This window comes from Spirillospora sp. CA-108201 (genome assembly GCF_050936235.1).
Taxonomy (GTDB): Bacteria; Actinomycetota; Actinomycetes; order Streptosporangiales; family Streptosporangiaceae; genus Spirillospora.
This window is the reverse complement of the sequence record NZ_JBNJNE010000001.1, coordinates 4,525,005-4,548,272: the sequence shown is the minus strand read 5'-3', so window position 1 is coordinate 4,548,272 and position 23,268 is coordinate 4,525,005. Positions and strand designations below refer to the sequence as shown.

Here is a 23,268-nt window from a genome sequence, read left to right as displayed (position 1 = left end):
ATGGCTGAGCGATAATTGAGCGGATTGCTCAAGTCAGAACAGAGTTACCCGCCGGAGCTGAGCGTTGTGACCCGTACCACTCTCCTCGATCTGCAGATCCTGCGCCGCCTCGTCGACCAGCCCCGGATCGGCGTCACGGAACTGGCCGCCAAGCTCGGCATCGCCCGCAACACCGCGCACGCCCGGGTGGAGCGCCTCGAACGCGAGGGCGTCATCGGCCACCGCGGCCGCGAGGTCGACCTCGGCGCCATCGGCTTCGAGCTGACGGCCTTCGTCACCCTGGAGGTGGCCCAGGGCCGGCTGCGCGAGGCCGCCGTCGCGCTCTCCGCGATCCCGCGCGTGCTGGAGGTCCTCGGGATCACCGGCCAGGGCGACCTCCTCGTCCGCGCGGTCGCCCCCAACGGCAAGCAGCTCCACGAGGTCATCGACTCGATCCTGGCCTGCCCCGGCGTCCGCCGCAGCACCACCTCGATCGTCCTGACCCACCAGGTCCCGTTCCGCGTCGGCCCCCTCCTGGAGGACGAGGAGAAACGCGCCCGGGCCGCCTCCCGCAAACCGGCCGGCTGACCCCCCGCCCCGCGTCAGCCGTTCCCGGGCTCCTCGGCGACGCGGCGGGCGAGCAGGAGCGCGACGTCGTCCGGGGCCGCCTCGCGGCCGATCAGCGCCGACATCACCGCCGCGCCGACCGCCTCGGGAGGGCCCGCGTAGGCGGCCTCGCACAGCCGCGCGATCCCGTGCAGGATCGAGTGGTCCCGCCGCTCGATCAGCCCGTCGGTGTAGAAGCAGAGCAGGGCGCCGGAGGGGAGGTCGAGGGTCGTGGTCCGCCGGGGGACGTTCTCGCCGAGGCCGATCAGGACGTCGAACTTCATGCCCACCGACTCGACGGGGCCGTCCGGCAGCGCGAGGACCGGCGGAGGGTGTCCGGCCGACGACACCCGGACCCGGCCCTCCGCGGGATCGAGGACCGCGTAGAGGACGGTCGCCGTCGCCTCGGGTTCGAAGTGCAGCATCTTCCGGTTGAGCTTGCGGAGCACCTCGGCCGGGTCGTCGTTGTCCAGCGCGTAGGCGCGCAGCGCGCTGCGCATCCGGCCCATCACGACGGCCGCCGGGAGCCCGTTGCCCGCCACGTCCCCCATGACGATGCCGACCTCTCCCGAGGGGAGCGTGAACACGTCGTACCAGTCCCCGCCGACGATCGCCTTGCCGGGACGGTAGCGGGCGGCCAGTTCGAGCCCGGGGACCTCCGGGGGCGCGGTGGGGATGAGGCTGCGCTGCAGTTCCAGCGCGCCCGCGCGTTCGGCGTGGCTGAGCAGGGACTGCACCGCCAGGGCCGCGCGGGAGGCCGCGAGCTGGAGGAACTCGGTCTCCTCGGCGGCGAACCGGCGGTGGGTGAGCGTGCCGACGTGCATGACGCCGACCAGCCTCCCGCCGCCGATGAGCGGAACGCCGAGCAGCGAGTGCAGGCCCCGCTCGACGAGCAGCGGGTTGAACACGCCGGCGTCGCGCACGTCCGGGACGTAGACCGGCCGCCGTTCGGCGGCCACGCGCCCGGCGAACCCCTCGCCCACCGGGACGCGGGCGGCCTGGGCGACCTCCTCCTCAAGGCCCTTCGCGGCCGTCGCCACGAGGAGCCGCTCCTCCCGGTCCAGGAGGAGGACCACGGCGGTGTCGACCCCGAGGACGGCGCGCACGCGGTCGAGGAGGGTGTCGAGCAGCTCGTCCACGTCCTTGGCGCCGAGCGCTTCATCGGTGATCGCCTGGATGTTCGCCAGCCTGCGGATCGCGCCCTCCGAAGCGCCCGCCGTGTACTCCACCTTCACACCTTATGTACTACCCCGCGGCGTCGGCCGGGGCATCGCGCCGCAGGCATCCGCGGACACCGGTGGCGATCTCCAGGTCCTCGCGGGCCGTCACCACGAGCGTCCGGACGGCGGCGCCGGCGGCGGTGACGTCGGTGTCGCCGTCCGCGGCCGCGTTGCGGTCCGGATCGACGGAGGTCCCGAGGTGGGCGAGGTCCTCGGCCAGCCGCATGCGGACCGCCGGATCGTGCTCGCCGATCCCGCCGGTGAAGACGAGGGCGTCGAGGCCGCCGAGGGAGGCGGTCATGGCGGCGGCGCAGGCGCGGAGGCGGTGGTGGTAGACGTCCAGGGCGGCGAGGGCGTCCCGGTCGTGCCCGGCGGCCCGCTCGCGGACGAGGCGCATGTCGCCGGTTCCGGTCAGCCCGCGCAGCCCGGAGTCGCGTTCGAGCGCGCCGTTCACCTCCGCCGCCGGGACGCCGTGCTTGATCAGCCAGAGCGGGATGCCGGGGTCGATGCTGCCCGCCCGCGACGCCATGACCAGCCCTTCGAGGGGCGTGAACCCCATGGTGGTGTCGACCGACCGGCCCTCGGCCACGGCGCACAGGGACGCGCCGGCGCCGAGGTGGCACACCACCATCCGCCGCGCGGCCGGGCCGCCGCCGATCATCTCCCGGGCGCGCCGCGCGGCGTAGGAGAACGACAGGCCGTGGAAGCCGTAGCGGCGCAGCCCGAACCGCTCGCGCCACTCCCGGGGGAGCGCGTAGGTCGCGGCCGCGTCCGGCAGGGTGGCGTGGAAGGCGGTGTCGAAGCACGCCACGGCCGGGACCCCCGGCAGCGCACCGGTGATCTCGGCCAGGGCGTGCAGGGAGGCGGGCTGGTGCAGCGGCGCGAGGTCGGCGAGCTCGCGGAGCCGCCCGGTGACCTTCCCGTCGACGCGCACCGGCTCGGTGAAGTCGGTACCGCCGTGGACGAACCGGACGCCGACGGCGTCCGGCCGGGGCAGCCTCGCGGCCAGCCCGGCCATCTCGTGGCCCTCGCCGGACTCCGCGGCGAGGACCGTGTCGTCGGCGTCGAGCAGGCTCACCTTCAGGCTGCTCGACCCGGGGTTGACCGTCAGGACCCGCATCAGTACGGCCACGTCCAGTCGCGCACCTCGGGGGCGTCCTCGCCGTGCTCGCGCGTGTAGGAGCGCAGGAAGAGGCGCTGGTCGGCCATCCGCTGCCGGACGTGGGCGACGCGTGCGCCGAGGGACGGGACGCGGTCGACGACGTCCATGACGAGGTGGAACCGGTCGAGGTCGTTCAGCATGACCATGTCGAACGGCGTGGTCGTCGTCCCCTCCTCCTTGTAGCCGCGGACGTGCAGGTTGCCGTGCCCCGTGCGCCGGTAGGTGAGCCGGTGGATGAGGTACGGGTAGCCGTGGAAGGCGAAGATGACGGGCTTGTCGGTGGTGAACAGGGTGTCGAACTCGCGGTCCGTCAGGCCGTGCGGGTGCTCGCTGGACGGCTGGAGCCGCATCAGGTCGACGACGTTGACGACCCGGACGCGCAGCTCGGGGAACAGCTGCCGGAGCAGGTCGGCGGCCGCGAGCGTCTCCAGCGTCGGGATGTCGCCCGCGCAGGCGAGGACGACGTCGGGGTCGGCGCCGCCGTCGGTGGAGGCCCACTCCCAGATGCCGATGCCGCGGGTGCAGTGCGCGATCGCGGCGTCCATCGGCAGCCAGTTCAGGGCGGGCTGCTTCCCCGCGACGACGACGTTGACGTAGTCGCGGGAGCGCAGGCAGTGGTCGCCGACCGACAGCAGGGTGTTGGCGTCCGGCGGCAGGTACACGCGGACGATCTCCGGCTTCTTGTTCAGCACGACGTCGAGGAAGCCGGGGTCCTGGTGGGTGAAGCCGTTGTGGTCCTGCCGCCACACGTGCGAGGACAGCAGGTAGTTCAGCGAGGCGATCGGGCGCCGCCACGGCAGGCCGCGGGTGACCTTCAGCCACTTCGCGTGCTGGTTGAACATGGCGTCCACGATGTGCACGAACGCCTCGTAGCTGTTGAACAGCCCGTGCCGCCCGGTGAGCAGGTAGCCCTCCAGCCAGCCCTGGCACAGGTGCTCGCTCAGCACCTCCATCACCTGGCCGGACCGGGCCTGGTGCTCGTCGGTCGGCAGCAGGTCGCCCTCGAAGACGCGGTCGGTGGCCTGGAAGACGTCCCCGAGCCGGTTGGACGCCGTCTCGTCCGCGCCCATGATCCGGAAGTTGGACGGGTTGGCCCGCACGACGTCGCGCAGGAACGCGCCGAGCCGCCGGGTCGGCTCGGTCGTGGTGGTGCCGGGCTTGCCGACCTCGACGGCGTAGTCGCGGAAGTCGGGCAGCGCGAGCGGCTTCAGCAGCAGCCCGCCGTTGGCGTGCGGGTTCGCGCTCATCCGCCGGTCGCCCGCGGGCGCGAGGGCCCGGAGCCCGGCCGCCGGGCGGCCCGTCCCGTCGAACAGCTCCTCCGGCCGGTAGGAGCGCAGCCACTCCTCCAGTTGCGCGCGGTGCCCGGCGTCCTCGCGCACTCCGGAGAGCGGCACCTGGTGGGACCGCCAGGTGTTCTCGACGGGGAGGCCGTCCACCTCCTTCGGGCCCGTCCAGCCCTTGGGGGACCGCAGGACGATCATGGGCCAGCGGCGCCGCTGCGACGCCCGGCCCTCGCGGGCGGCGCGCTGGATGTCGGCGATCTCGTCGAGGGCCTGGTCGAGGGCGGCGGCCATCTTGCGGTGCATGGACGCGGGCTCGTCCCCGCTCACCAGGAGCGGCCGGTAGCCGTACCCGTCCAGGAGCTGGACGAGCTCCTCCTCGGGGATGCGCGCCAGCACCGTCGGGTTCGCGATCTTGTAGCCGTTGAGGTGCAGGACCGGCAGGACGGCGCCGTCCCGCACCGGGTCGAGGAACTTGGTGGAGTGCCAGCTCGCCGCCAGCGGGCCCGTCTCCGCCTCGCCGTCCCCGACGACGCACGCGACCACGAGGCCGGGGTTGTCGAAGGCGGCCCCGAAGGCGTGGGCGAGGGAGTAGCCCAGCTCGCCGCCCTCGTGGACGGAGCCGGGGGTCTCCGGCGCGACGTGGCTCGGGATGCCGCCGGGGAAGGAGAACTGCCGGAACAGCCGCCGCATGCCGGCCTCGTCCTGCGACACGTCCGGGTAGACCTCGCTGTAGGTGCCTTCGAGCCAGGCGTTCGCGACCGCCGCGGGCCCGCCGTGCCCCGGGCCCATGACGTAGATCATGTCGAGGTCGCGGGCTCTGATCACGCGGTTGAGGTGGGCGTAGCAGAAGTTCAGTCCGGGGGTGGTGCCCCAGTGCCCGAGCAGCCGCGGCTTGAGGTCGCCCGGTTCGAGCGGCTCGCGGAGCAGCGGGTTGTCCAGGAGGTAGATCTGCCCCACGGACAGGTAGTTGGCGGCTCTCCAGTACGCGTTGATCTGCTGGACTTCGTCATCGCTCAGGGTGCCCGACCGGGTCATGCGCGTCCTCCGGGTTCTCTCGACCGCCGTGAGGACATCCCGTCCCCGCGAACGGGGTTCTCAACCGTCACCGAGAGCCCACCAGCCCTGCGCCCACGGGCCTAGGGCCGAACGTCCCGGGACGACCCCGCGGCGACGAGCCCGCGAAGACGAGCCCGCGAGAACCACGAGCCCGTGGCGACAACGAGGCCACGGCGCCCGGCCGTGACCTCGTCCCCCCAACCTCGGTGCGACGGTCTCCGGTTACAGGGGCGGTATGCCGGCGCGACGGCGCGCGGCCTCCGCCCCGCCCCCCAGCGAACCGGCGGGAGCGTCACCTCGGGGTGCTGGAAGCCTGCCGCCTACCCGCGCGTAGGTTCGCGCTTCCGGGAGTGGGGTCGACGAGCGGCGGGCAATCTGCGCCGAACGGTTGACGGTGAGCGACCTGTCGGTGACAGATCGCCACATTGTGCACGACGAAAGGGGCGACGGGCGGGCGGAGGGGGCCGCGGCGGTCTGAGATGCTACGCAGATCAGCACAGGTAAGCGGCAAGGAGGCGGAATGGGCGGGTTCTTCACCGGACGGACGCTGACCGGGATCGGGCGCGATCTGCGCGCGGGCCGGGAGTCGGCGCGGGGCCTGGTCGCGCGGGCCCTGGAGTCGGTCGACAAGGACCTGAACGCCTTCGTGACCCTGGACGACGAGGGCGCCGAGGCCGCCGCCCGGCGGGCCGACGAGGAGCTGGCGTCCGGTGTCGACCGGGGCCCGCTGCACGGCGTCCCGGTCGCGGTGAAGGACATCATCGACGTCGCCGGGCTGCCCACCGGCATGGGGTCCGGCCACTTCACCGGGCACGTCGCCGAGGCCGACGCGGCCTGCGTGACGATGCTGAGGGAGGCGGGCGCCGTGATCGTCGGCAAGACCGGGACGCACGAGTTCGCGTTCGGCGGCAGCGGCGACGTGTCGGTGAACGGGGCGGTGCGCAACCCCCACGACCGGGACCGGATGTCCGGCGGATCCAGCAGCGGAAGCGCCGTCGCGGTCGCCGCGGGCATGGTCCCGCTCGCCCTCGGCACCGACACGGGCGGGTCGGTGCGCATCCCGTCGGCGTTCTGCGGGATCGCCGGGTTCAAGCCGCCGCACGGCGCCATCCCGGCCGGCGGCGTGTTCCCCCTGTCGCGCTCGCTCGACCACGTGGGCGTCCTCGCCGCCACCGCGGACGACTGCCGCGTCGCCTACCACGCGCTGACCGGGCCGGCAGAGGCCGTCCCCTCCCTTCTGGGCGGCCCGTCCGGCGGCGGCCCGTCCGGCGGCGCGCCCTACGGGCGCGTCGCCTGGATCGAGCCGCCGGCGTGCGACCCCGAGGTGGAGCGCCGCGTGCGCGCCCTGTTCCCGGACGCGCCCTCCGAGCGGATCGACTTCGCCGGGCTGCGGCAGGTGTTCCTGGCGATCGAGTACAGCGAGGCGTACGACGTGCACGCCGAGCGGGTCGCCGAGGCGCCCGGCGCGTACCAGCCGGCGACGCTCGCCCGCCTGGAGGACGCGGGCCGGATGCCGGGCTGGCGGCTCGTCCGGGCGCTGCGCGAGCGGGACCGGTACGCGGAGGAGATCGCCGGGCTGCTGGACCGCTACGACCTGCTGGCCATGCCCACCATGCCGATCCCCGCGCCCCGGATCGGCGCGACCGAGGTCGGGCTCGGCCCGCTCACCGCGCTGCTGGTCAGCCTCACCTCGCCGTGGAACGTGCTGGGACTGCCCGCCCTGTCCGTCCCCGCCGGAACCGTCCCGGCGGACGGCGGGGGCGGCGAACTGCCGATCGGAGCCCAACTCGTCACCCGCCGCGGCGCGGAGAGCCTCCTGTTCACCGCCGCCGAGCACCTCGCCCCCTGACCCGGGCCGCGCCTGGGCCTGTCTCGAACGGCCTCGGCCACGCGCGCGAACGCGTGACCTGCCCGGTGCAGCGAAGCCGAAGGCGCGCGGAGCCGGGCAGATCGCGAAGCGATGCCGCGTTCGCCAAGGCCAGGTCACGTAGCGAGCCGCCAGGCGAGCGAAGTGGGCCGGGACTTCGAATACACAGCCGCCAGGCGAGCGAAGTGGGCCGGGGCCTTGCCTACAGGTAGAGGCCGAAGAACTCCTCGGGGTGGTCCAGCAGCGGGGGCAGGTCGTCGGCGGTCAGTGTGACCAGCTCCTCCCGCGTGGGGGGAGCCTGGTCGCCGCCCCGGCCCCGGCCCCGGCCCCGGCCGAGGCCCTTCCCGCCCGCCGGCTCCTTCGTGAGGGCGACGGCGGCGGAGGCGACGCGGTCGGCCTGGTTCGCGACGGCCACGTCCAGCATGTTGCGCATCAGGCGGCCGTTGCCGAAGGACGGGCCGCGGGGCGCGCGGCGCAGCATCGAGCGCAGGACGTCCTCGGTGCCGCCCGCCAGCTCGAAGCCGTCGGCGGCGGCGAGCTGGCCGAACACCGTGATCAGCTCGTCGTCGTCGTAGTCGGGGAAGTGGATCTGCTTGGGGAACCGGGAGTCCAGGCCGGGGTTGGCGGCGAGGAACTCGGCCATCTCCTGCTGGTAGCCGGCGACGATCACGACGAGGTCGTCGCGGTGGTCCTCCATCAGCTTGACCAGCTCGGCGATCGCCTCGTGCCCGTAGTCGCCCTTCAGCGGCGACTGCGTCAGCGTGTACGCCTCGTCGATGAACAGGACGCCGCCGACCGCGCGCTCCACCAGGCGGCGGGTGCGGGGCGCGGTCTGCCCGATGTACTCGCCGACGAGGTGGGCGCGGGACGCCTCCACCAGGTGCCCGGACGACAGGACGCCGAGCCGCTTGTAGATGCGGCCGAGCAGCCGGGCGACCATCGTCTTGCCGGTGCCCGGGTTGCCGGTGAACACCATGTGCCGGGTCGGCGGGGTGATCCGCAGGCCCGACTCGCTGCGCAGCCGCGCCGCGTGCGTGCCCGCGACGAGCAGCGCGATCTCGTGCTTGACGGTCTCCAGGCCCGTCAGCTCGCGCAGCTCGGCCAGCGGGTCCCCGGCGGCCTGCGCGGTGTCGAGCGCGGCCGGGACGTCCTGCTTGCGGACGACCGGCGTGCCGCCCGCCGCGTCGGCGTCGAGCCGGGCCCGTGCGGCGGCGACGACCTGGTCGGCGAGGTGCGGCGCGAGGCGCGCGTTGCGGAGCGTCTGCGTCGGCGGGGTCGCGGCCAGCAGCGCGCCCGCCGCCTCGATCGCCGGACGGGTGCCGCGGGCGCCGCGGGCGTCCAGCGCGCGGCGGAACAGCTCGGCGTGGCCCGCCGCCGTGAACGGCGCGGTGCGGGCGATCCGGAACCGCTGCGGCAGGACGGGGTTGACCTCGCGGATCCGCTCCTCGCCGCCGGCGTCGCACAGCGCCACCAGGTTCAGGTCCGGGTGGACGGCGAGGAGCCGGTGCAGCTCGGCGGCCAGCGCCTCGCCGTTGCCGGGGTCGGCGACGATCCCGTCCAGGCCCTCGATGATCAGCAGCCGGTCGCCGGCGCAGTCGCGGGCGTCGGCGTGCAGCTTGGCGACGGCGTCCGACAGCCGCTGCCCGGCGAAAAGGTTGTCGGTGACCCAGTGCGGGTCGCGGCCGAGCGCCAGCGCCTTGCCGAGCTCCTGCGCGGCGTCGCGCTTGCCGGTGCCGTCCGGCCCGCTGATCAGCAGCCGGACGGGCGCGCTGCCGCGGGTCAGCTCGGCCAGCGCCGCGGTCACCTCGGGCTGCTCGACCAGCGACGTGGCGATCTCCGCCCGCCCGCCCGCGGCCGCCCCCGGCGCGGCGCCGGCGGCGGGAACGCTCTTCAGCGTCTCGGTGAGCGGGTTCACGACGCGGCGGCGCGGCGCGTACAGGCGGCGCAGGTCGGTCTGGAACTGGCCGACCGGGATCCACTCGGCCTTCGGGAACCACGGGTCGCCCGGCAGGCCCTGCACGATCGCGATGAACCGCATCGCCATGTCGAGCCAGCCGCGGCACGCGTCGGCGGCGCCCGCGACGAGCGCCCGGACGAGCCACGCCCGGGTCCGCTCCTGCCACGCGCCCGCCTTGAACCCGCGCCGCTCCGCGGTGAACCGCTGGAGCAGCTCGCCGTACCGGTCCTCGCCGAGCGCGACCGCGAGTTCGGCGGGGACCTGCTCCATGCTGCCCTGGAGCAGCAACTGGGCCAGGTGGACCTCGGCGGTCTCCTCGCGCGGCGCCGCCTCCGTCAGGTGCTCGAAGGAGGCGAGCAGACCGGCGCAGACCCACTCCAGGTAGCCGACCGGGCCGAGCAGTTCGGGCACCGCCGCGACGATGTCGTCGCCGGCGTGCGCGTGCCAGTGCTCGCGCAGCTCGGTCTTGGGCAGGTTCACGTCGCAGACGGGCGGGTCGTCGTAGAGGCGCAGCAGCGCCTTGCGGCGCTCCTCCAGGGGCTCGATGCCCTCCAGCACCGACAGGCAGTCGCGGGCCAGCTCGATCGCCAGCGCCCGGTCGGGCGCCTCGATGAGCCAGTCCACCGGGGGCCGCCACCGGCCGCCCGGCGCGTCCCAGCGGGTCATGCGGGTGCTGAGCGGCCCGGGGTTGACCAGGTGCCGGTGCAGCAGCCGCTCCGGGAGCTGCGACCACGAGCCCGCCTTGATCGCGCCGCCGCCCGGCAGGAACGCGAGCATGCCGAAGATCTCCGCGGTGACGAGCGACGCGGGCAGCGTCAGCAGCTTGTGCTCGTCGGTGGTCAGCTCCACGGCCCGCGGGTCGGCCGCCAGCCCGTCGATCCGCGCCGAGATCTCCTCGAACAGCCCGTCCGGGACGCGCCACGGGCCGTGCGAGTAGACGTCGAGCACCGGCTCGTCGGTGAGCAGTAGCTCCAGATGCTCCGGCAGCCGCAACGAACACTCCCCAAGAACGTCCAAAACAGGGGTACAGCTTATGTTTTCAAAGCGAGTGCTGGGGCGTCCGTGTCCCCGCACTCGACGGCCGCACGCACACTCAAGGGCGGCGAAGCGACTCCACGGCGATCCGCGCGGCGGTCCCGATGACCGCGTCGGCCTCCGGGAGGACGGCCACGGGAAGCGTCGACCTGGTGAAGACCGCCACCGCGTAGCGGGCCCCGTCGGGGTACTCGACCGCGCCCACCTCGTTGCGCAGGGTCGGCAGGGTGCCGGTCTTGCCGCTGACGACGACGTCGTCGTAGGGGAACCCGGACGACAGGCGGTGCGGCCAGACCTGGAGGCCGAACAGGCGGCGCATCGCCGCCGACTCGGCGGGCGGGGCGGCCTCGTCCCGCCAGATCATCGACAGCAGCCGGGTCATGTCGCGGGGCGTGCTGCGGCTCGTGCGCAGCGGGTCGAGGGCGCGCAGCCGGCCCTGGACGCCCGGCTCGTCCAGGCGCGCCCACACCTCGGCGACGCTGCCGGCCCCGGCGTCGGCGAGCAGGCTCTCGTGCAGGTCGCGGCCGTCGCCCTCGATGACGGTGCGGCGGAGGCCGAGGTCGGCGGCCGTCGCGTTCACCGCGTCCAGGCCGACCCGGTCCATCACGACGTCGGCGGCGGCGTTGTCGCTGACAGTGATCATCAGGCAGGTGAGGTCGCGCAGCGACATGCGGACCTCGTCCAGCAGCGCCGACACGCCGGTCGGTCCGGCGGTGCGGTCGTCCGGGCGCAGCGTGACCTGCTCGGCCGGGTCCAGCACGCCCCGGACGGCCTGCCGGTGGAACGCGACGAGCAGCGGCACCTTGAACACCGAAGCGAGCACCACCGGCTCGTCGGCGCCGACCGCGACGTCCAGCCCGGTGTCCATGTCGGCGACGTGCAGGAACCCGGTGACGCCCGCGGACCGGAACGCCGCCTCGATCCGCTCGGCCGCACCCGCCCTCCTGACGGGCGCCCCGCTCATGCCAGGAACCCGGAGGACGGGCGCGGGACGACCCGGCGGGCGGGGGCGCGGTCGAGCGGGGTCATGCCGGCCTCGCCGCGCAGGACCCCGGTCGCGACGGCGGTGAAGTCCGCGATGGCGCGGGCGTGCTCCGGATCGCGCGCCCGCCGCCAGGCGCACGACGTCCGCCAGGCGAGCGGCTCGCCCGCCAGCGGCCGCCACACCGCCCCGCCGGTGTCGTCGGCGCGCGGGACGAGCGCCACGGCCGTCCCCGCGAGGACGAGCCCGAGCGCGAACCCCGGATGCCGTGCCTCGTGGACGGCCGCGGGCGCGTACCCGTGCCGGCGGCAGGCCGCGAGCACCTCGTCGTGGGCGCCGGGCGCCTCCTCGCGCGGCGGGACGACGACCTCGCGGGCGCCGAGGTCGGCCAGGTGCACCTCCGGGGGCGCGCCCGGCCGCGCCGCGGGGTCGCCGGCGGGCAGCAGCACGCCGAGGGGCTGCGCCAGCATCGGGCCGAGCTCCAGGCCGCGGGCGTCGCACGGGTGCCGCACCACCCCGGCGTCCAGCGCGCCCTCGGCGAGCGCGCGGATCTGCTGGTCGGTGCCCGTCTCGCGCAGGTCGAGCCGCAGGTCCGGGCGGCGCTCCCGGAACGCGGCGATCAGCGCGGCGACGACCCGGCCGCCGAGGTCGCTCGGCAGGCCCGCGCGCACCGTCCCGACCTCGCCGAGCCGGGCCCGCTCGGCGACGGAGTAGATGCGGTCCACGCGGGTGAGGATGTCACGGGCCTCCTCCAGCAGGAGGCCGCCCGGCGCGGTGAGCCGCACCCGCCGGCTGGACCGGTCGAACAACCGCACGCCGAGCTCCTTCTCCAGCCGCTGGATACGCTGGCTCAGCGGCGGCTGCGCCATGCCGAGACGCTCGGCCGCGCGGCCGAAGTGCAGTTCCTCGGCCACGACGACGAAGCACCGCAGATGCCCGACCAGGTTCACGACCAGCGATAATATCAAATCGGATATTCATCTGAATCGATATCAATCTTGGACTTTTCGGGCGACGCCTGGTGTTCTGGTGCCTCCACCGGTCATCCGTGCCCTCCGCGGGCCGTCCGGCCGGTGGCCTACCAGGGGGAAGGAGTTCGACGATGCGCCGATCCCGTGTGCTCGCCGTCGCCGCGGTCGTGGCGGCGGTCGTGATCGTGGGGGCGGGGGCGGTGTGGTTCCTGCGCGACGGTGACGATCCGAGGGACGCCGCGAGGCGCTACCTCGCGGCCTGGAGCGGCGGCGATCCCGCCGCGATGAAGAGGCTGACCGACGCCCCGCCCGCCGACTTCGAGTCGCGGTTCACCCGGATGCGGGACGACCTCGGCGTCGTCAGGCAGCGCTACACGGTCGCCTCCGTGGGGCGCCCGAAGGGCGACGCGGTCGGCGGCGCCTACAGCGCCGAGCTGACGCTGGCCGGTGACCGGACGTGGAGGTACGAGGGGTCGCTGCCGATGGTCAAGAAGGACGGCGAGTGGCGCGTCCGCTGGTCGCCGCAGGTCATGTACCCCGAGCTCAAGGAGGGGCAGCGGCTGCGCGCGTCGCGCGCCTGGCCCGACCGCGCCGCCGTCCTCGCGGCGGACGGCAGCGACCTCGCGTCCTCGCCGTCCGGGTCCGCCCGGCAGCTCGCCGGTCAGGTCGGCCCCGTGTCCGCCGAGGCGGCGGGCAAGCTCGGCGCCCCGTACCGCAAGGGCGACCCGGCGGGGGCCGACGGCCTGCAGAAGCAGTACGAGCGCCGGCTGTCCGGCAAGCCCGCGCTCGCCGTGCAGATCGTGGACGCCGAGGGCGTCGCGGTGAAGACGCTGCAGCGGTACGGCGGCGCCGAGGGCGAGCCGGTGAAGACGACCATCGACCCGAAGGCGCAGGCCGCCGCCGGGCAGGCGGTCGCCGGGGCGGGCAAGCCGGCGTCCATGGTGGCGCTGCGCCCGTCCACCGGGGAGATCCTCGCCGTGGCGAACCAGCCCGGCGGCTACAACCGCGCGCTGATGGGCCAGTACCCGCCCGGCTCGACGTTCAAGGTCGTCACGGCGGCCGCGCTCGTCGCGGGCGGCATGTCCCCGGCGACGAACGTCGCCTGCCCGGCGACGACCTCGGTCGGCGGCCGGTCGTTCCACAACTACAAGCACGAGGACTTCGGGACGGTCCCGCTCCGCGAGGCGTTCGCGCACTCCTGCAACACCACGTTCGCACGCCTCGCCGTGGACAAGCTCGGCGAGAAGCGGCTCGCCCAGGTCGCCGCCCAGTTCGGGTTCAACTCCCCGATCATCGCGGGGCTGCCCGCCACCCGCGCCGCGTTCCCCGACAACAAGGACGACACCGCCTTCGCCGCCGCGTCCTTCGGGCAGGGCCAGGTGCTGACCAGCCCGCTCAACATGGCGAGCGTCGCCGCGGCCGCGGCCGACGGCACCTGGCGCTCGCCCCGCCTGGTCGAGGCCTCCCTCGCCGCGCAGGCCGCCGACGCCGGAGGCCGGAGTCCCGAGCGGCCGAAGCCGCTGGAGCCCGCCGTCGAGAAGGCGCTGCACGCGCTCATGCCGGCCGTCGTGAGCGAGGGCACCGCGTCCGGCGTCGACTTCCCGTCCGGCACGGCGGGCAAGACCGGCACCGCGGAGTTCGGCGAGGGCGACAACCCGCCGACCCACGCCTGGTTCATCGGATACCGCAAGGACGTCGCCTTCGCCGTGATCGTCGAGGGCGGCGGGACCGGCGCCGAGGCCGCCGCCCCCATCGCCGCGAAGTTCCTCAGGGCCCTCTGAGCCGGCGGGCGGGACGCGCGCCGCCCCCGGCGCCGGACGCGTGGACGTCCGGAACCGGGGGCGGCCGCCGTGCCGGAGGGCGCTCAGCGGAGGGCGCCGGCCAGGATGCGGGTGGTCTGGGCGACGGCCCCGTCGTCGGCCTCGGCCTCGGGGGTGAGCCGGTTCGTGGTGATCACGATGACCAGCGGGGCGCCGGACGGCGGCCAGGCGATCGCGATGTCGTTCGCGGTGCCGTAGGTCCCGCCGGTGCCGGTCTTGTCGCCGACCGTCCAGTTCTCGGGGAGTCCGGCGCGGATGCGCCTGTCGCCGGTGACGGTCGCCTTCATCCAGCCGACCAGCCGCCTGCGGTCGGCCGGGACCAGCGCGCCGCCCGTGGTGAGGGCCCGCAGGTTCCCCGCCCACGGACGCGGCGCGGTGGTGTCGCGGGGCTCGCCCGGCTTCCAGACGTTGAGGTCGGTCTCCCAGCGGTCGCCGCGGCTCACCGTGTCGCCGAGCGAGCGGAAGAAGGCGGTGAGCCCGGCGGGCCCGCCGATCCGCCTCAGCACGAGGTTCCCGGCCGTGTTGTCGCTCTGGGTGATGGCGGCGTGGCACAGGTCGGCGACGGTCATGCCGGTGTCCACGTGCTTCTCGGTGACGGGGGAGTACTCGACCAGGTCGTCCTTCGTGTAGTGGATCACCCGGTCGAGCAGGCCGGGGTCGGACCGCCGGGCCTTGCGCAGCACGGCGCCGCACGCCATCGCCTTGAACGTGGAGGCGAACGCGAACCGCTCGTCCGGCCGGTGGGAGACGGTGCGCCCGGTGCCGGTGTCGAGCGCGAAGGCGCCGATGCGCGCGTGGCGGGTCGCTTCGAGACGGCCGATCTGCCGGGTGACCTTCGCCTGCGCGGGATCGACGGCGATCGTGGACGCGGCGCCGCGCGGCGCCGCGCTGCGCACGTCCGGGTCCGCCCCGGACCCGCAGCCGGCGAGGCCGGCGATCGTCGTCAGGGCGAGGGCGGCGGCGCCGAGCCGCCGGTCGCGGATGCTGTGGGTCGTCATGCGGGAGAGCAGACCAGAGCCGCCAACGCCATGTCCAATATTGATATGGCGCGCGTTTCGATATGCGCACGCATATCGCGGTGTCCTGACCTCGCCGGACGCCGCGGTCAGAGCCAGTCGCGGATCTTGAAGATCACGTAGAGGGAGACGCTGCAGGCGACGACGATGACCGTGCTGGCGATGAATCCCGAATGCTGGGAGAACCCGGGATAGGGGACGTTCTGCCCGTAGAACCCGGTGACGGCGGTCGGCACCGCGATGATCGCCGCCCAGCTGGTGACCTTCTTCATCACCTCGTTCATCCGGTTGCCCTGCAGCGCCAGCCGCGTCTCCAGCAGGTCGGCGACGAGGTCGCGCAGGCCGTCGGTCGACTCCCCGACGCGCAGGGTGTGGTCGTAGACGTCCTGGAAGTAGGGGACGAGCGCCGGCGGGACGATCCCCAGGTCGCGCCGCAGCAGCGTGTTGAGCACCTCCCGCATCGGCAGCGCGACCCGCCGCAGCGCGGTCAGGTTCTTGCGCAGCCGGTAGCTGCGCCGCTGGATCTCCTTGACCGGGAACGCGTCGTCGAAGACGAGGTCCTCGACCGCGTCGGCCTCGTCGTCGAGCGCCTGGACGGCCGCCAGTTGCAGGTCGACGACCAGGTCGAGCAGCCCGTAGAGCAGGAACGCGGCGCTCGGCTCGTCGAGCCCGGCGTGCGGGGTCTGGTCCCAGCGCTTGATCAGCGCGTCGACGTCGAACCCGTCGTCCTGCCGCACCGTGACGAGGGCCCGCTCGCTGAGGAACGCCGACACCTCGTGCATCGCCAGCTCGCCGCCGGTCACCACCGGGACGTAGACGTTGAGGAACGCGTACCCCTGGTAGCGGTCGAGCTTCGCCCGCTCGTGCCGGGACACCGCGTCCTCGACGGCGACGGGATCGAGGCCGAGCTCGTCGCCGACCACGTGCAGGTCCCCGCCCCGGGGCGCGCACAGGTCGAGCCAGACGACGACGTCCGGGCGCTCCAGGTAGTCGCTCAGGCGCGCGACGGGGAAGCCCTCGGCCTCGATCGCGCCGCCGCGCCAGGCCCGCGTCCGGGGCGGCGCCGTGCCGATCCGGTTGCCCGGATCCTCTTCGCTGTCGGTCTCGGACGGATGGGATCCCATGCGCACCTTATACCCCTGCTTTCCCGGGAAATGAGGAGACGGGGCGTGCCGGGCGGGTCACCGGGCGCGCGGGGGCGCCGTCGAGCCGCGGACGACGAACGCGCCGGGCAGGACACGGGGGGACGGGCGGCGGCCGTCGAGGAGGTCGAGGAGCGCCGTCATGCCCTGCGCGCCCAGTTCCTCGGCCGGCAGCCGGACGGTCGTCAGCTCGGGTTCCAGCGCCGTCGCCAGCAGCACGTCGTCGAAGCCGGTGACCGACACGTCGGACGGGACGTCCAGGCCCAGCGCGCGGGCGGCCTTGTACGCGCCCGCCGCGATGAGGTCGTCGTCGCAGACCAGCGCGGTCGGCGGGGCGGGGCCGGAGAGCAGCCGGGTGGCGGCGTCCTTGGCCGAGGCGACGTCGATCGCGCAGCCGGCGCGGGTCAGGACGCCGCCCGGCAGGCCCGCGACGACCCCGGCGAGGGCGTCCGCGCGGGCGTGGAACGTCCACTGGTCCAGGGCGGCGGCCACGTGCCCGATCCGGCGGTGGCCGAGGCCCGCCAGGTGCGCCGCGACGGCCCGCATCCCGTCGGCCACGCCGAAGTCGACCGTGGGGACGGGTGCGCCGTACGGGCCGGACGGCCCGCTGTCCAGCATCACCACGGGGGTCTCGCCGAACTCGCCGAGCGCCTCCGCGGCCGTCGAGGACGCGAGGACTCCGTCGATCGCCTCGTCCGGCGCCGCGAACGGGCCGTCGGCGGGGCCCGCCGCGCCGTCCGGCCAGGTCGAGACCACGACGCCGAAGCCGTGCCGGGCCGCGACCCGCGCGGCGCCCGTGTAGACGGGGCCGAAGAACGGCGCGGTCAGGGTCGGCACCATCAGCAGGACGGTGCGCGTCGTCCCGAGCCGCAGGTTCCGGGCCGCCTGGTTGGGCCGGTAGCCGAGACGCTCGGCGGCGCCCCGCACGCTGCGCGCGGTCGCGGGGGAGACGCGCCCGCTCCACTTGCCGCCCAGCACGAGCGAGACCGTGGACTGCGAGACCCCGGCCTCCTGAGCCACGTCCCTGCCGGTGGGGCGGCTGATCGCCGGCACCTGCGCCTCCCTGGCGGATGGTTCAACACGAATCAGACTAGAACGGGAGGACCCGGAAGTGGTACGTATGACGGAGGTAATACGTATGACTGACAATTGAGACGGGACCCGGGGGCCATCGATGCGCGGCTATGTCGTCTTCCTGCGGAGGCCGTACGCGGGACTGCTGCTCGGCGGCACCCTCCTCGGCCGGCTGCCCAACGGGATGGGCATGCTCGCCGTCGTCCTGCACATCCGCGCCGACGGCGGCGGCTACCCGCTCGCCGGCACCCTCGCCGCGGTCCTCGGCCTCTCCACCGCCGCCGGGCAGCCCGTGCTCGGCCGCGCCATGGACCGGTTCGGCCAGCCCCGCGTCCTGCTGCCCGCCGCCTGCGCCTCCGCGGCCGGGTTCGCCCTGCTCGCCGCCGTCGGCGCGGCCCCGCTCCCGGCGGCCGCCGCCGCCGTCTTCGCCGCCGGGTTCGCCACCCCGCCGCTCGAAGCCGGGCTGCGCGCCCTGTGGCCCGACGTCCTGGACGGCCCGGAGCAGGTCGACGCCGCCTACGCGCTCGACGCCGCGGCGCAGGAGCTGCTGTTCACCGTCGGACCGCTGCTCGTCGTCGCCGCGGCGGTCGTGAACACCGAGACCGCGCTGCTGATCACCGGCGCCCTCGGCATCGCCGGGACGCTGGTGGTCGCGCTGTCCGGGCCGTCCCGCCGCTGGCGGGGCCGGCCGCGCGCCTCCGACTGGGCCGGGCCGCTGCGCTCGCCCGGCCTGCGGGTCCTGCTGCTGTCGCTCACCTGCGCCGGGATCGCGCTCGGCGTCTACTCCGTCGCCGTCGTCGCCTACGCCGAGGACCTCGGCCGCGACCTCGCCTCCGGGCTGCTGCTGGCCTGCATGGCGGGCGGCGCCCTCACCGGCGGGATCGCCTACGGCGCCCGCTCGTGGGCGGGCGCCCCGCACCGGCGGCTGCCCTGGCTGCTGGCCGCGCTCGCCGCCGGGTACCTCCCGCTCGTCCTCGCGCCGGGCCTGCCCGCCATGTCGGTGCTCGCGTTCGTCTCCGGCGTGTTCCTCGCGCCCGTGCTGGCGTGCAGCTTCACCCTCGTCGACCGGCTCGCCCCGGCCGGGACCGTCACCGAGGCGTTCGCCTGGATCGTCGCGGCGATCGGCGCGGGCAGCTCCCTCGGCTCGTTCGTCTCCGGCGTCGGGCAGGACGCCGCGGGCGTGCCCGGCGCGTTCGCGGGCGCCGGGGCCGGGGGCGTGCTCGCCCTGGCCCTGTGCCTGCTCGGCGCGCGGACGCTGCGCCCCGCCGCGCGGCCCGCGGTCACCGCGGACGCCCCCGCCCGGCTGTGACGGTCCGCCCGGCTGTGACGGTCCCGCCGCGGATCAGACCCAGCGGGAGAACCACATCCGCGCCTGCCAGTCGTCGTAGGTGATCGTCTGCGCCGACAGGATCGGATGGAAGTACGCGAAGTTGGCCAGCACCACCAGCAGGAAGGCCCCCGCGGCGGCGGCGCCGACCAGCCGCCGGGCCCCGGCGGCCGGGGACTGGACGGGCGCCGGCGGCGCGTGCGCCCCGTGCTCGCCGTACGGCGCGTCCCCTTCGTACGGCGCGTCCCCTTCGTACGGGGCCTGGTCGTCATACGCGGCCGCCTGCCCGCCGTAGGCCGGTGCCGGGGCCTGCTCGCCGAGGAGGGCGGGCGACGCGCCGTAGCCGTTCTCGCCGGGACGCGCCGCGTGCGCGCCCGCCGCGGCGGACGCGGGCCCTATCAGGTATCCCAGCACCAGGACGACCGCCAGCACCATGAACGGGATCAGCGGCGTCGCGTAGAACAGGAACATCGTGCGGTCGGCGAACGCCGACGGGAACCAGGTCAGCCACCCCGCGAGGAAGCCGAGCAGGATCGCCCCGGCCCGCCAGTCCCGCAGGATCAGCCAGATGAACGCGACCACGACCAGCGCGACCAGCGCCCCCCACCACAGAGCGGGCGTGCCGATTCCGAGGATCTCGCGCGAGCAGCGGGCCGTGCCGCCGCACGCGCCCTTCGGCTCGGTGTAGAAGAACGCGACCGGACGGCGCAGGATCGGCCAGTCCCAGGGCCACGACTGGTAGGGGTGCTTGGCGTCCAGGCCGGTGTGGAAGCCGAGCATCTCCGAGTGGTAGCGCCACAGCTTCGGCATCGCCTCGAACGGCCGCCACAGCGGGTTGCCGGAGACCTCGCCGCGCCCCCAGCCGCCCGGCCTGAAGATCCACCCCCACCAGGTCGCCAGGTACGCGACGAGCCCCGCCACGACGATCTGCACGAACGCGGGGACGGCCTCCAGCAGCATCATCCCCTGGAAGGGGGCCCGCACCCCGGCGGCGCGGCGGGCGCCGTAGTCCCACAGGACGGTCATGAGCCCGAACGCGGCGACGTAGAAGACCCCCGTCCACTTGGTGGCGCAGGCGAGGCCGAGGCAGACGCCCGCGCCCCACCGCCAGCCGTGCGCGAGGAACGGCCCGTACACCGAGGTCCGGCCCTGCTCGATCCGCTCGGCGAGCTCGCGGCGGGACCGGTCCCGGTCGTTCACCAGGCAGGCGAACCCGGCGAGGACCCAGAACATCACGAAGACGTCCAGCAGCGCGGCCCGGCTGGTCACGAACGCCAGGCCGTCCAGCGCCAGCAGCAGCCCGGCGGCGCAGCCGAGCAGCGTCGAGCCGGTCATCCGGCGGGCGAGGCGGCACAGGATCAGCACCGACAGCGTCCCGACCAGGGCGGGCATGAACCGCCATCCGAACGGCGTCGCGCCGAACATCCACTCGCCGATCGCGATCATCCACTTGCCGAACGGCGGATGCGCGACGAACGCGGGCCCGCTGCCCCAGATATGGGCGTCCGGGTCGGCGATGAGCATCTTGTCGGCGTTCTCGACGGTGTTGTGCTCCCAGCCGAACCGCAGCAGGGCGAGCGCGTCCTTGGCGTAGTAGGTCTCGTCGAACACCACCGCCCTCGGCGTGCCCAGCCGGTCGAACCGCAGGTACGCGGCGAGCGCGGTGACCAGCAGCGGGCCCAGCCAGGACAGCAGCGCGCTGCCGGGGATCGCCGGCGCGAGCCATTCCCGCAGCGGAGGGGGCCTGCGCCGGGACGCCGTGGCCGGGACCGGAGCCAGATCCGTCGTCGACATCCTGCGAGTTTATTTGCACTTCCCGCCTCCTTCAGGACCTTGGCCCCTCTCCTGGGACAATGAGCCGCGTGACGGGACGAGCGGGATGGGGGCCGTGATGGAGGCGGGGACGGGAACGCTGCGGCTCGCGGCGGCGCCGATCGGGAGGCCGGAGGACGCATCGGCCCGGTTGCGGGCCGCCCTCGCGGAGACGCCGGTCATCGCCGCGGAGGACACGCGGCGGCTGCGGCGGCTGGCGGGCGATCTCGGCGTCGAGGTGACCGCGCGCGTCGTGTCCTACAACGACGTGAACGAGCGGGAGCGGGCCGCGGGCCTCGTGGCGGACCTGCTCGCCGGACGGGACGTGCTGGTCGTCACCGACGCCGGAATGCCGGGCGTGTCGGACCCCGGGTACCGGCTGGTGCGCGCCGCCGTCGCCGAGGGCGTCCCGGTCACGGTGCTGCCCGGGCCGTCCGCCGTCACGACCGCGCTGGCGGTGTCGGGGCTGCCCACCGACCGGTTCTGCTTCGAGGGGTTCCCGCCGCGCCGGCCGGGCGAGCGCGCCCGCCGCCTGGAGTCGCTCGCGGCCGAGCCCCGCACGACGGTGTTCTTCGAGTCGCCGCGCCGGCTGCCCGCCACCCTCGCGGCGATGGCGGAGGCGTTCGGCGCGGACCGTCCCGCCGCGGTGTGCCGCGAGCTGACCAAGACCTACGAGGAGGTCCGCCGGGGGACGCTCGGCGAACTCGCCGCCTGGGCGGGGGACGGCGTCCTCGGCGAGATCACGGTGGTGGTCGGCGGGGCGCCCGAGCCGCGGGGGCTGACGGACCCGGCGGAGCTGGCGGCGGCGGTCGCCGCGCGGGAGGCCGCCGGGACGCCCCGCAAGCAGGCCATCGCGGAGGTCGCCCGGGAGAACGGCGCCCAGAAGCGCCTCGTCTACGACGCCGTTGTCAAGGCCAGGAAATAGTCACCGCCCCCAGAGCGGTCCAAACGGCTCCTCCTGGGCATAACTGATCCGGTGGCCTCCGGCCGGGGCATCCGAGTGAAGCAGACCAGGGGCGCCGAAGTGACGCGCGAAAGATGGTCTGTGAGGGGGTGAGTGCCGTGCATGAGGCATGGACGAGCCACGAGGTGTGGGTCTTCGAATGTCTGAGTTGTGCGGGGTCCTGGGACGAGGAGTTCCACGTCCGGCACTCCGGTGACGGGCACGGGAACGCGGCCGTCGTCTACGAGCGGCAGGGCCAGCCCTGCACGACGCCCTGGATGGACCGGTCCTGCCCCGCCTGCGGCAGCCAGAACGTCAAGGCGCTGTCGGCGACGCACGGCCGGAAGGACGAGGTGCCGGTCGCCCGCAGCGGCAGCGACGTGGCGATGGTGTTCCACCTCCGGCGCATGCACGCCTGGTAGCGCGGGAGGGTCAGGCGGTGACGCGGGTGGCCCCAGGGGCGTCCTGCGTCACCGGCTCGGCCGGCTCGGCCGGCGGGGTCGCCCCGCCCTTGCCGCGGCCGGTGAGGCGGCGCGTCCAGCCGGCGGCCGTCGCGCGGGCCTCGGGCCTGAACGCCAGCCCGGCGGCGAGCGCCGCGAGCGGGACGGCGGGCAGCACGTACCGGTAGTCGAACTCGGCGGTGGCCGCGGGCGCGAGCAGCAGCCCGGTGGCGAGCGTCCAGGGCAGCAGGGCCTCGCCGCCGAACCGGCGCCACAGCGGGACGAGCCCGGCCAGGCCGAGGAGCAGGATGCCGCCGACCATGGTGCCGCGCAGGTAGAAGACGTCCTGGTAGCCGCGGGCGGCCCCGGCGAACGGCTCGACGACCTGCGTGCGGGCGTTGCCGTGCTCGTAGCCGCGCGCGTCCTGGGCGGCCGTCCCGCCGCCGGGCATGTGCCAGTCGGGCAGCGGCCTGCTCTTGTTCTCGAACTCGTACTGCGAGTACGTCGCCGGGTCGGGGAACACCGTGCGCTTCCACTGGAAGACGCGGAAGAAGTCGTGCGCGACGACACGCGCGTAGTCGAGCGGCTGGGCGGTGATCGCCCGCTTGGCGAAGTCGTTGCCGAGCTTGTTGTTCTCGGGGCTGAACCGCGTGCCGGTGTAGCGGTTGAGGGGGGAGCGCGCGTTCCAGATGCCGTCCTGCGAGTTCGGCAGCCGGTTCGCGGGCTCGGTGCACAGCGGGTACTCGCTGACCGGCAGGTCGTCCATCCGGTGGCAGTCCGCGAACTTGTAGACCCGGGCGTAGAGGAAGATCCCGTTGCTCTCGGTGATCGCGAACTTGTCGCTCTCGGCCTTGTACCAGCCCATGTAGCCCAGCACCGGCAGCAGGCAGGCGACCAGCGTCACGGCCATGAGCCGCCAGCCGCTGCGGCGGACCAGCATGTACGCCAGCACGCCGAGGAGCACCGGCATCCCGACCGAGCGGGTCAGCCACGCCATCCCGACGATCAGCCCGACCCCCGCGGCGATCTTCCAGGACGGCTGGTCGCGCCACAGCAGCAGCGTGACCGCGCACATCACCAGGAAGGTGAACGTCGTGTCCGACAGCACCAGGTGTTCGAGCTGGAGCTGGTAGGCGTCCAGCAGGACCGGCGCCGCCGCGAGCGCGGCGCCCCAGCCGGGCAGCCCGAACCGGCGCCGCAGCAGCGCGTAGATCATCACGCCCATGGCCAGGCCCATGAGGTGCTGGAGCCCGGCGACGAGCGCGAAGCTGTGGAACGGCCTGAGGACGAGCAGCAGGAACGAGTACCCGTCGGGCCGCAGCGGGTGCGGGTACGGGTCCATCGCGACGTTCAGGTAGTCGAAGCTGTCGTTGAAGAACATCACCGGCTGGTAGCCGAGCATCGCCACCAGGCGGAGCAGCGCCGCTATGGCAATGATCACACTGAAGACCGGGTTGCGGCGCGCCAGCGTCCACAGTCCGCGTCCGCGCCCGCGGCCCGGCTCCGCACTCTCTCCGGGCGTGTCGTCCGGCGTGTCCGCCGATTCCGGACGCGTTGCCGTTCCGGTTTCCGGCCC

Annotated in this window: 17 protein-coding genes; 6 read left to right on the top strand and 11 right to left on the bottom strand. The window is 74.4% G+C overall.

Translation table 11 applies throughout. From position 1 onward, the window contains the following. The first annotated feature begins 66 nt into the window (after positions 1–66). Positions 67–567: an Lrp/AsnC family transcriptional regulator gene (locus ACQEU6_RS21925; RefSeq protein ID WP_499334481.1), complete on the top strand. Its 501-nt coding sequence runs from the start codon at positions 67–69 to the stop codon at positions 565–567. Positions 568–581: 14 nt separating this feature from the next. On the opposite strand, the gene ACQEU6_RS21920 is transcribed toward ACQEU6_RS21925, so the two are convergent. Genes ACQEU6_RS21920 through ACQEU6_RS21910 form a run of 3 tightly spaced genes read right to left on the bottom strand, consistent with a single transcriptional unit; the run spans position 582 to position 5,285 of the window. Further along, positions 582–1,814, bottom strand: a complete 1,233-nt coding sequence (locus tag ACQEU6_RS21920; RefSeq protein ID WP_499334479.1) for a PP2C family protein-serine/threonine phosphatase — start codon at positions 1,812–1,814, stop codon at positions 582–584. A gap of 16 nt (positions 1,815–1,830) precedes the next feature. Next, positions 1,831–2,925 carry an acetate/propionate family kinase gene (locus tag ACQEU6_RS21915; protein ID WP_499340297.1) on the bottom strand — a complete coding sequence of 365 codons (1,095 nt, stop codon included), beginning with the start codon at positions 2,923–2,925 and terminating at the stop codon, positions 1,831–1,833. Beyond that, positions 2,925–5,285, bottom strand: coding sequence for a phosphoketolase family protein (locus ACQEU6_RS21910; RefSeq protein ID WP_499334477.1), 2,361 nt, complete (start codon positions 5,283–5,285; stop codon positions 2,925–2,927). Before ACQEU6_RS21910 ends, ACQEU6_RS21915 begins: the two co-directional genes overlap by 1 nt. 541 nt (positions 5,286–5,826) lie before the next feature. On the opposite strand from ACQEU6_RS21910, the gene ACQEU6_RS21905 reads away from it, so the two are divergent. After that, positions 5,827–7,155, top strand: coding sequence for an amidase (locus tag ACQEU6_RS21905; protein WP_499334476.1), 1,329 nt, complete (start codon positions 5,827–5,829; stop codon positions 7,153–7,155). 220 nt (positions 7,156–7,375) lie between these two features. On the opposite strand, the gene ACQEU6_RS21900 is transcribed toward ACQEU6_RS21905, so the two are convergent. From ACQEU6_RS21900 to ACQEU6_RS21890, 3 genes are all read right to left on the bottom strand, one after another. Continuing rightward, entirely contained in the window at positions 7,376–10,123 is a 2,748-nt protein-coding gene (locus ACQEU6_RS21900; RefSeq protein WP_499334474.1) for an AAA family ATPase, read from the bottom strand. 100 nt (positions 10,124–10,223) lie between these two features. Continuing rightward, on the bottom strand, positions 10,224–11,129 hold the full coding sequence (locus ACQEU6_RS21895; protein WP_499334472.1) for a serine hydrolase: 906 nt from the start codon (positions 11,127–11,129) through the stop codon (positions 10,224–10,226). Continuing rightward, entirely contained in the window at positions 11,126–12,097 is a 972-nt protein-coding gene (locus ACQEU6_RS21890; RefSeq protein WP_499334470.1) for a LysR family transcriptional regulator, read from the bottom strand. The genes ACQEU6_RS21895 and ACQEU6_RS21890 overlap by 4 nt, the downstream gene beginning before the upstream one ends. 152 nt (positions 12,098–12,249) lie before the next feature. Between ACQEU6_RS21890 and ACQEU6_RS21885 the strand changes: the two genes are divergently transcribed. Beyond that, the gene (locus ACQEU6_RS21885) at positions 12,250–13,899 is read left to right on the top strand and encodes a penicillin-binding transpeptidase domain-containing protein (protein ID WP_499334469.1); all 1,650 of its coding nucleotides are present in this window, start codon (positions 12,250–12,252) and stop codon (positions 13,897–13,899) included. A gap of 83 nt (positions 13,900–13,982) precedes the next feature. On the opposite strand, the gene bla is transcribed toward ACQEU6_RS21885, so the two are convergent. The 3 genes from bla to ACQEU6_RS21870 all read right to left on the bottom strand — a co-directional run bounded on the left by bla (position 13,983) and on the right by ACQEU6_RS21870 (position 17,149). Continuing rightward, positions 13,983–14,936 carry a class A beta-lactamase gene (gene bla, locus ACQEU6_RS21880; protein ID WP_499334468.1) on the bottom strand — a complete coding sequence of 318 codons (954 nt, stop codon included), beginning with the start codon at positions 14,934–14,936 and terminating at the stop codon, positions 13,983–13,985. Between the two features lie 107 nt (positions 14,937–15,043). Continuing rightward, complete coding sequence (locus ACQEU6_RS21875; RefSeq protein WP_499334467.1) at positions 15,044–16,078, bottom strand: magnesium transporter CorA family protein; 1,035 nt, start codon at positions 16,076–16,078, stop codon at positions 15,044–15,046. Between the two features lie 57 nt (positions 16,079–16,135). Continuing rightward, positions 16,136–17,149 (bottom strand): LacI family DNA-binding transcriptional regulator, encoded by a 1,014-nt coding sequence (locus ACQEU6_RS21870; RefSeq protein WP_499334466.1) that lies wholly within the window; start codon positions 17,147–17,149, stop codon positions 16,136–16,138. Positions 17,150–17,270: 121 nt separating this feature from the next. Between ACQEU6_RS21870 and ACQEU6_RS21865 the strand changes: the two genes are divergently transcribed. Beyond that, the gene (locus tag ACQEU6_RS21865; RefSeq protein ID WP_499334465.1) at positions 17,271–18,479 is read left to right on the top strand and encodes an MFS transporter; all 1,209 of its coding nucleotides are present in this window, start codon (positions 17,271–17,273) and stop codon (positions 18,477–18,479) included. Between the two features lie 33 nt (positions 18,480–18,512). Here the strand turns inward: ACQEU6_RS21865 and ACQEU6_RS21860 are convergent, their stop codons facing one another. Further along, entirely contained in the window at positions 18,513–20,291 is a 1,779-nt protein-coding gene (locus ACQEU6_RS21860; protein ID WP_499334463.1) for a dolichyl-phosphate-mannose--protein mannosyltransferase, read from the bottom strand. Between the two features lie 85 nt (positions 20,292–20,376). Between ACQEU6_RS21860 and rsmI the strand changes: the two genes are divergently transcribed. Both rsmI and ACQEU6_RS21850 read left to right on the top strand, forming a co-directional pair. Next, the gene (gene rsmI, locus ACQEU6_RS21855) at positions 20,377–21,234 is read left to right on the top strand and encodes a 16S rRNA (cytidine(1402)-2'-O)-methyltransferase (protein ID WP_499334462.1); all 858 of its coding nucleotides are present in this window, start codon (positions 20,377–20,379) and stop codon (positions 21,232–21,234) included. 137 nt (positions 21,235–21,371) lie between these two features. Next, positions 21,372–21,674, top strand: a complete 303-nt coding sequence (locus ACQEU6_RS21850; protein ID WP_499334460.1) for a hypothetical protein — start codon at positions 21,372–21,374, stop codon at positions 21,672–21,674. Between the two features lie 10 nt (positions 21,675–21,684). Here ACQEU6_RS21850 and ACQEU6_RS21845 read toward each other — a convergent pair whose 3' ends face one another. After that, positions 21,685–23,133, bottom strand: a complete 1,449-nt coding sequence (locus tag ACQEU6_RS21845) for a hypothetical protein (RefSeq protein WP_499334458.1) — start codon at positions 23,131–23,133, stop codon at positions 21,685–21,687. Positions 23,134–23,268 lie beyond the last annotated feature (135 nt).

Coding starts and splice junctions, on each gene's coding strand:
- ACQEU6_RS21895 (WP_499334472.1), bottom strand. CDS start 11,129: ATGAGCGGGGCGCCCGTCAGGAGGGCGGGTGCGGCCGAGCGGATCGAG.
- ACQEU6_RS21865 (WP_499334465.1), top strand. CDS start 17,271: ATGCGCGGCTATGTCGTCTTCCTGCGGAGGCCGTACGCGGGACTGCTG.
- ACQEU6_RS21860 (WP_499334463.1), bottom strand. CDS start 20,291: ATGTCGACGACGGATCTGGCTCCGGTCCCGGCCACGGCGTCCCGGCGC.
- ACQEU6_RS21905 (WP_499334476.1), top strand. CDS start 5,827: ATGGGCGGGTTCTTCACCGGACGGACGCTGACCGGGATCGGGCGCGAT.
- rsmI (WP_499334462.1), top strand. CDS start 20,377: ATGGGGGCCGTGATGGAGGCGGGGACGGGAACGCTGCGGCTCGCGGCG.
- ACQEU6_RS21915 (WP_499340297.1), bottom strand. CDS start 2,925: ATGCGGGTCCTGACGGTCAACCCCGGGTCGAGCAGCCTGAAGGTGAGC.
- ACQEU6_RS21875 (WP_499334467.1), bottom strand. CDS start 16,078: ATGGGATCCCATCCGTCCGAGACCGACAGCGAAGAGGATCCGGGCAAC.
- bla (WP_499334468.1), bottom strand. CDS start 14,936: ATGACGACCCACAGCATCCGCGACCGGCGGCTCGGCGCCGCCGCCCTC.
- ACQEU6_RS21885 (WP_499334469.1), top strand. CDS start 12,250: ATGCGCCGATCCCGTGTGCTCGCCGTCGCCGCGGTCGTGGCGGCGGTC.
- ACQEU6_RS21910 (WP_499334477.1), bottom strand. CDS start 5,285: ATGACCCGGTCGGGCACCCTGAGCGATGACGAAGTCCAGCAGATCAAC.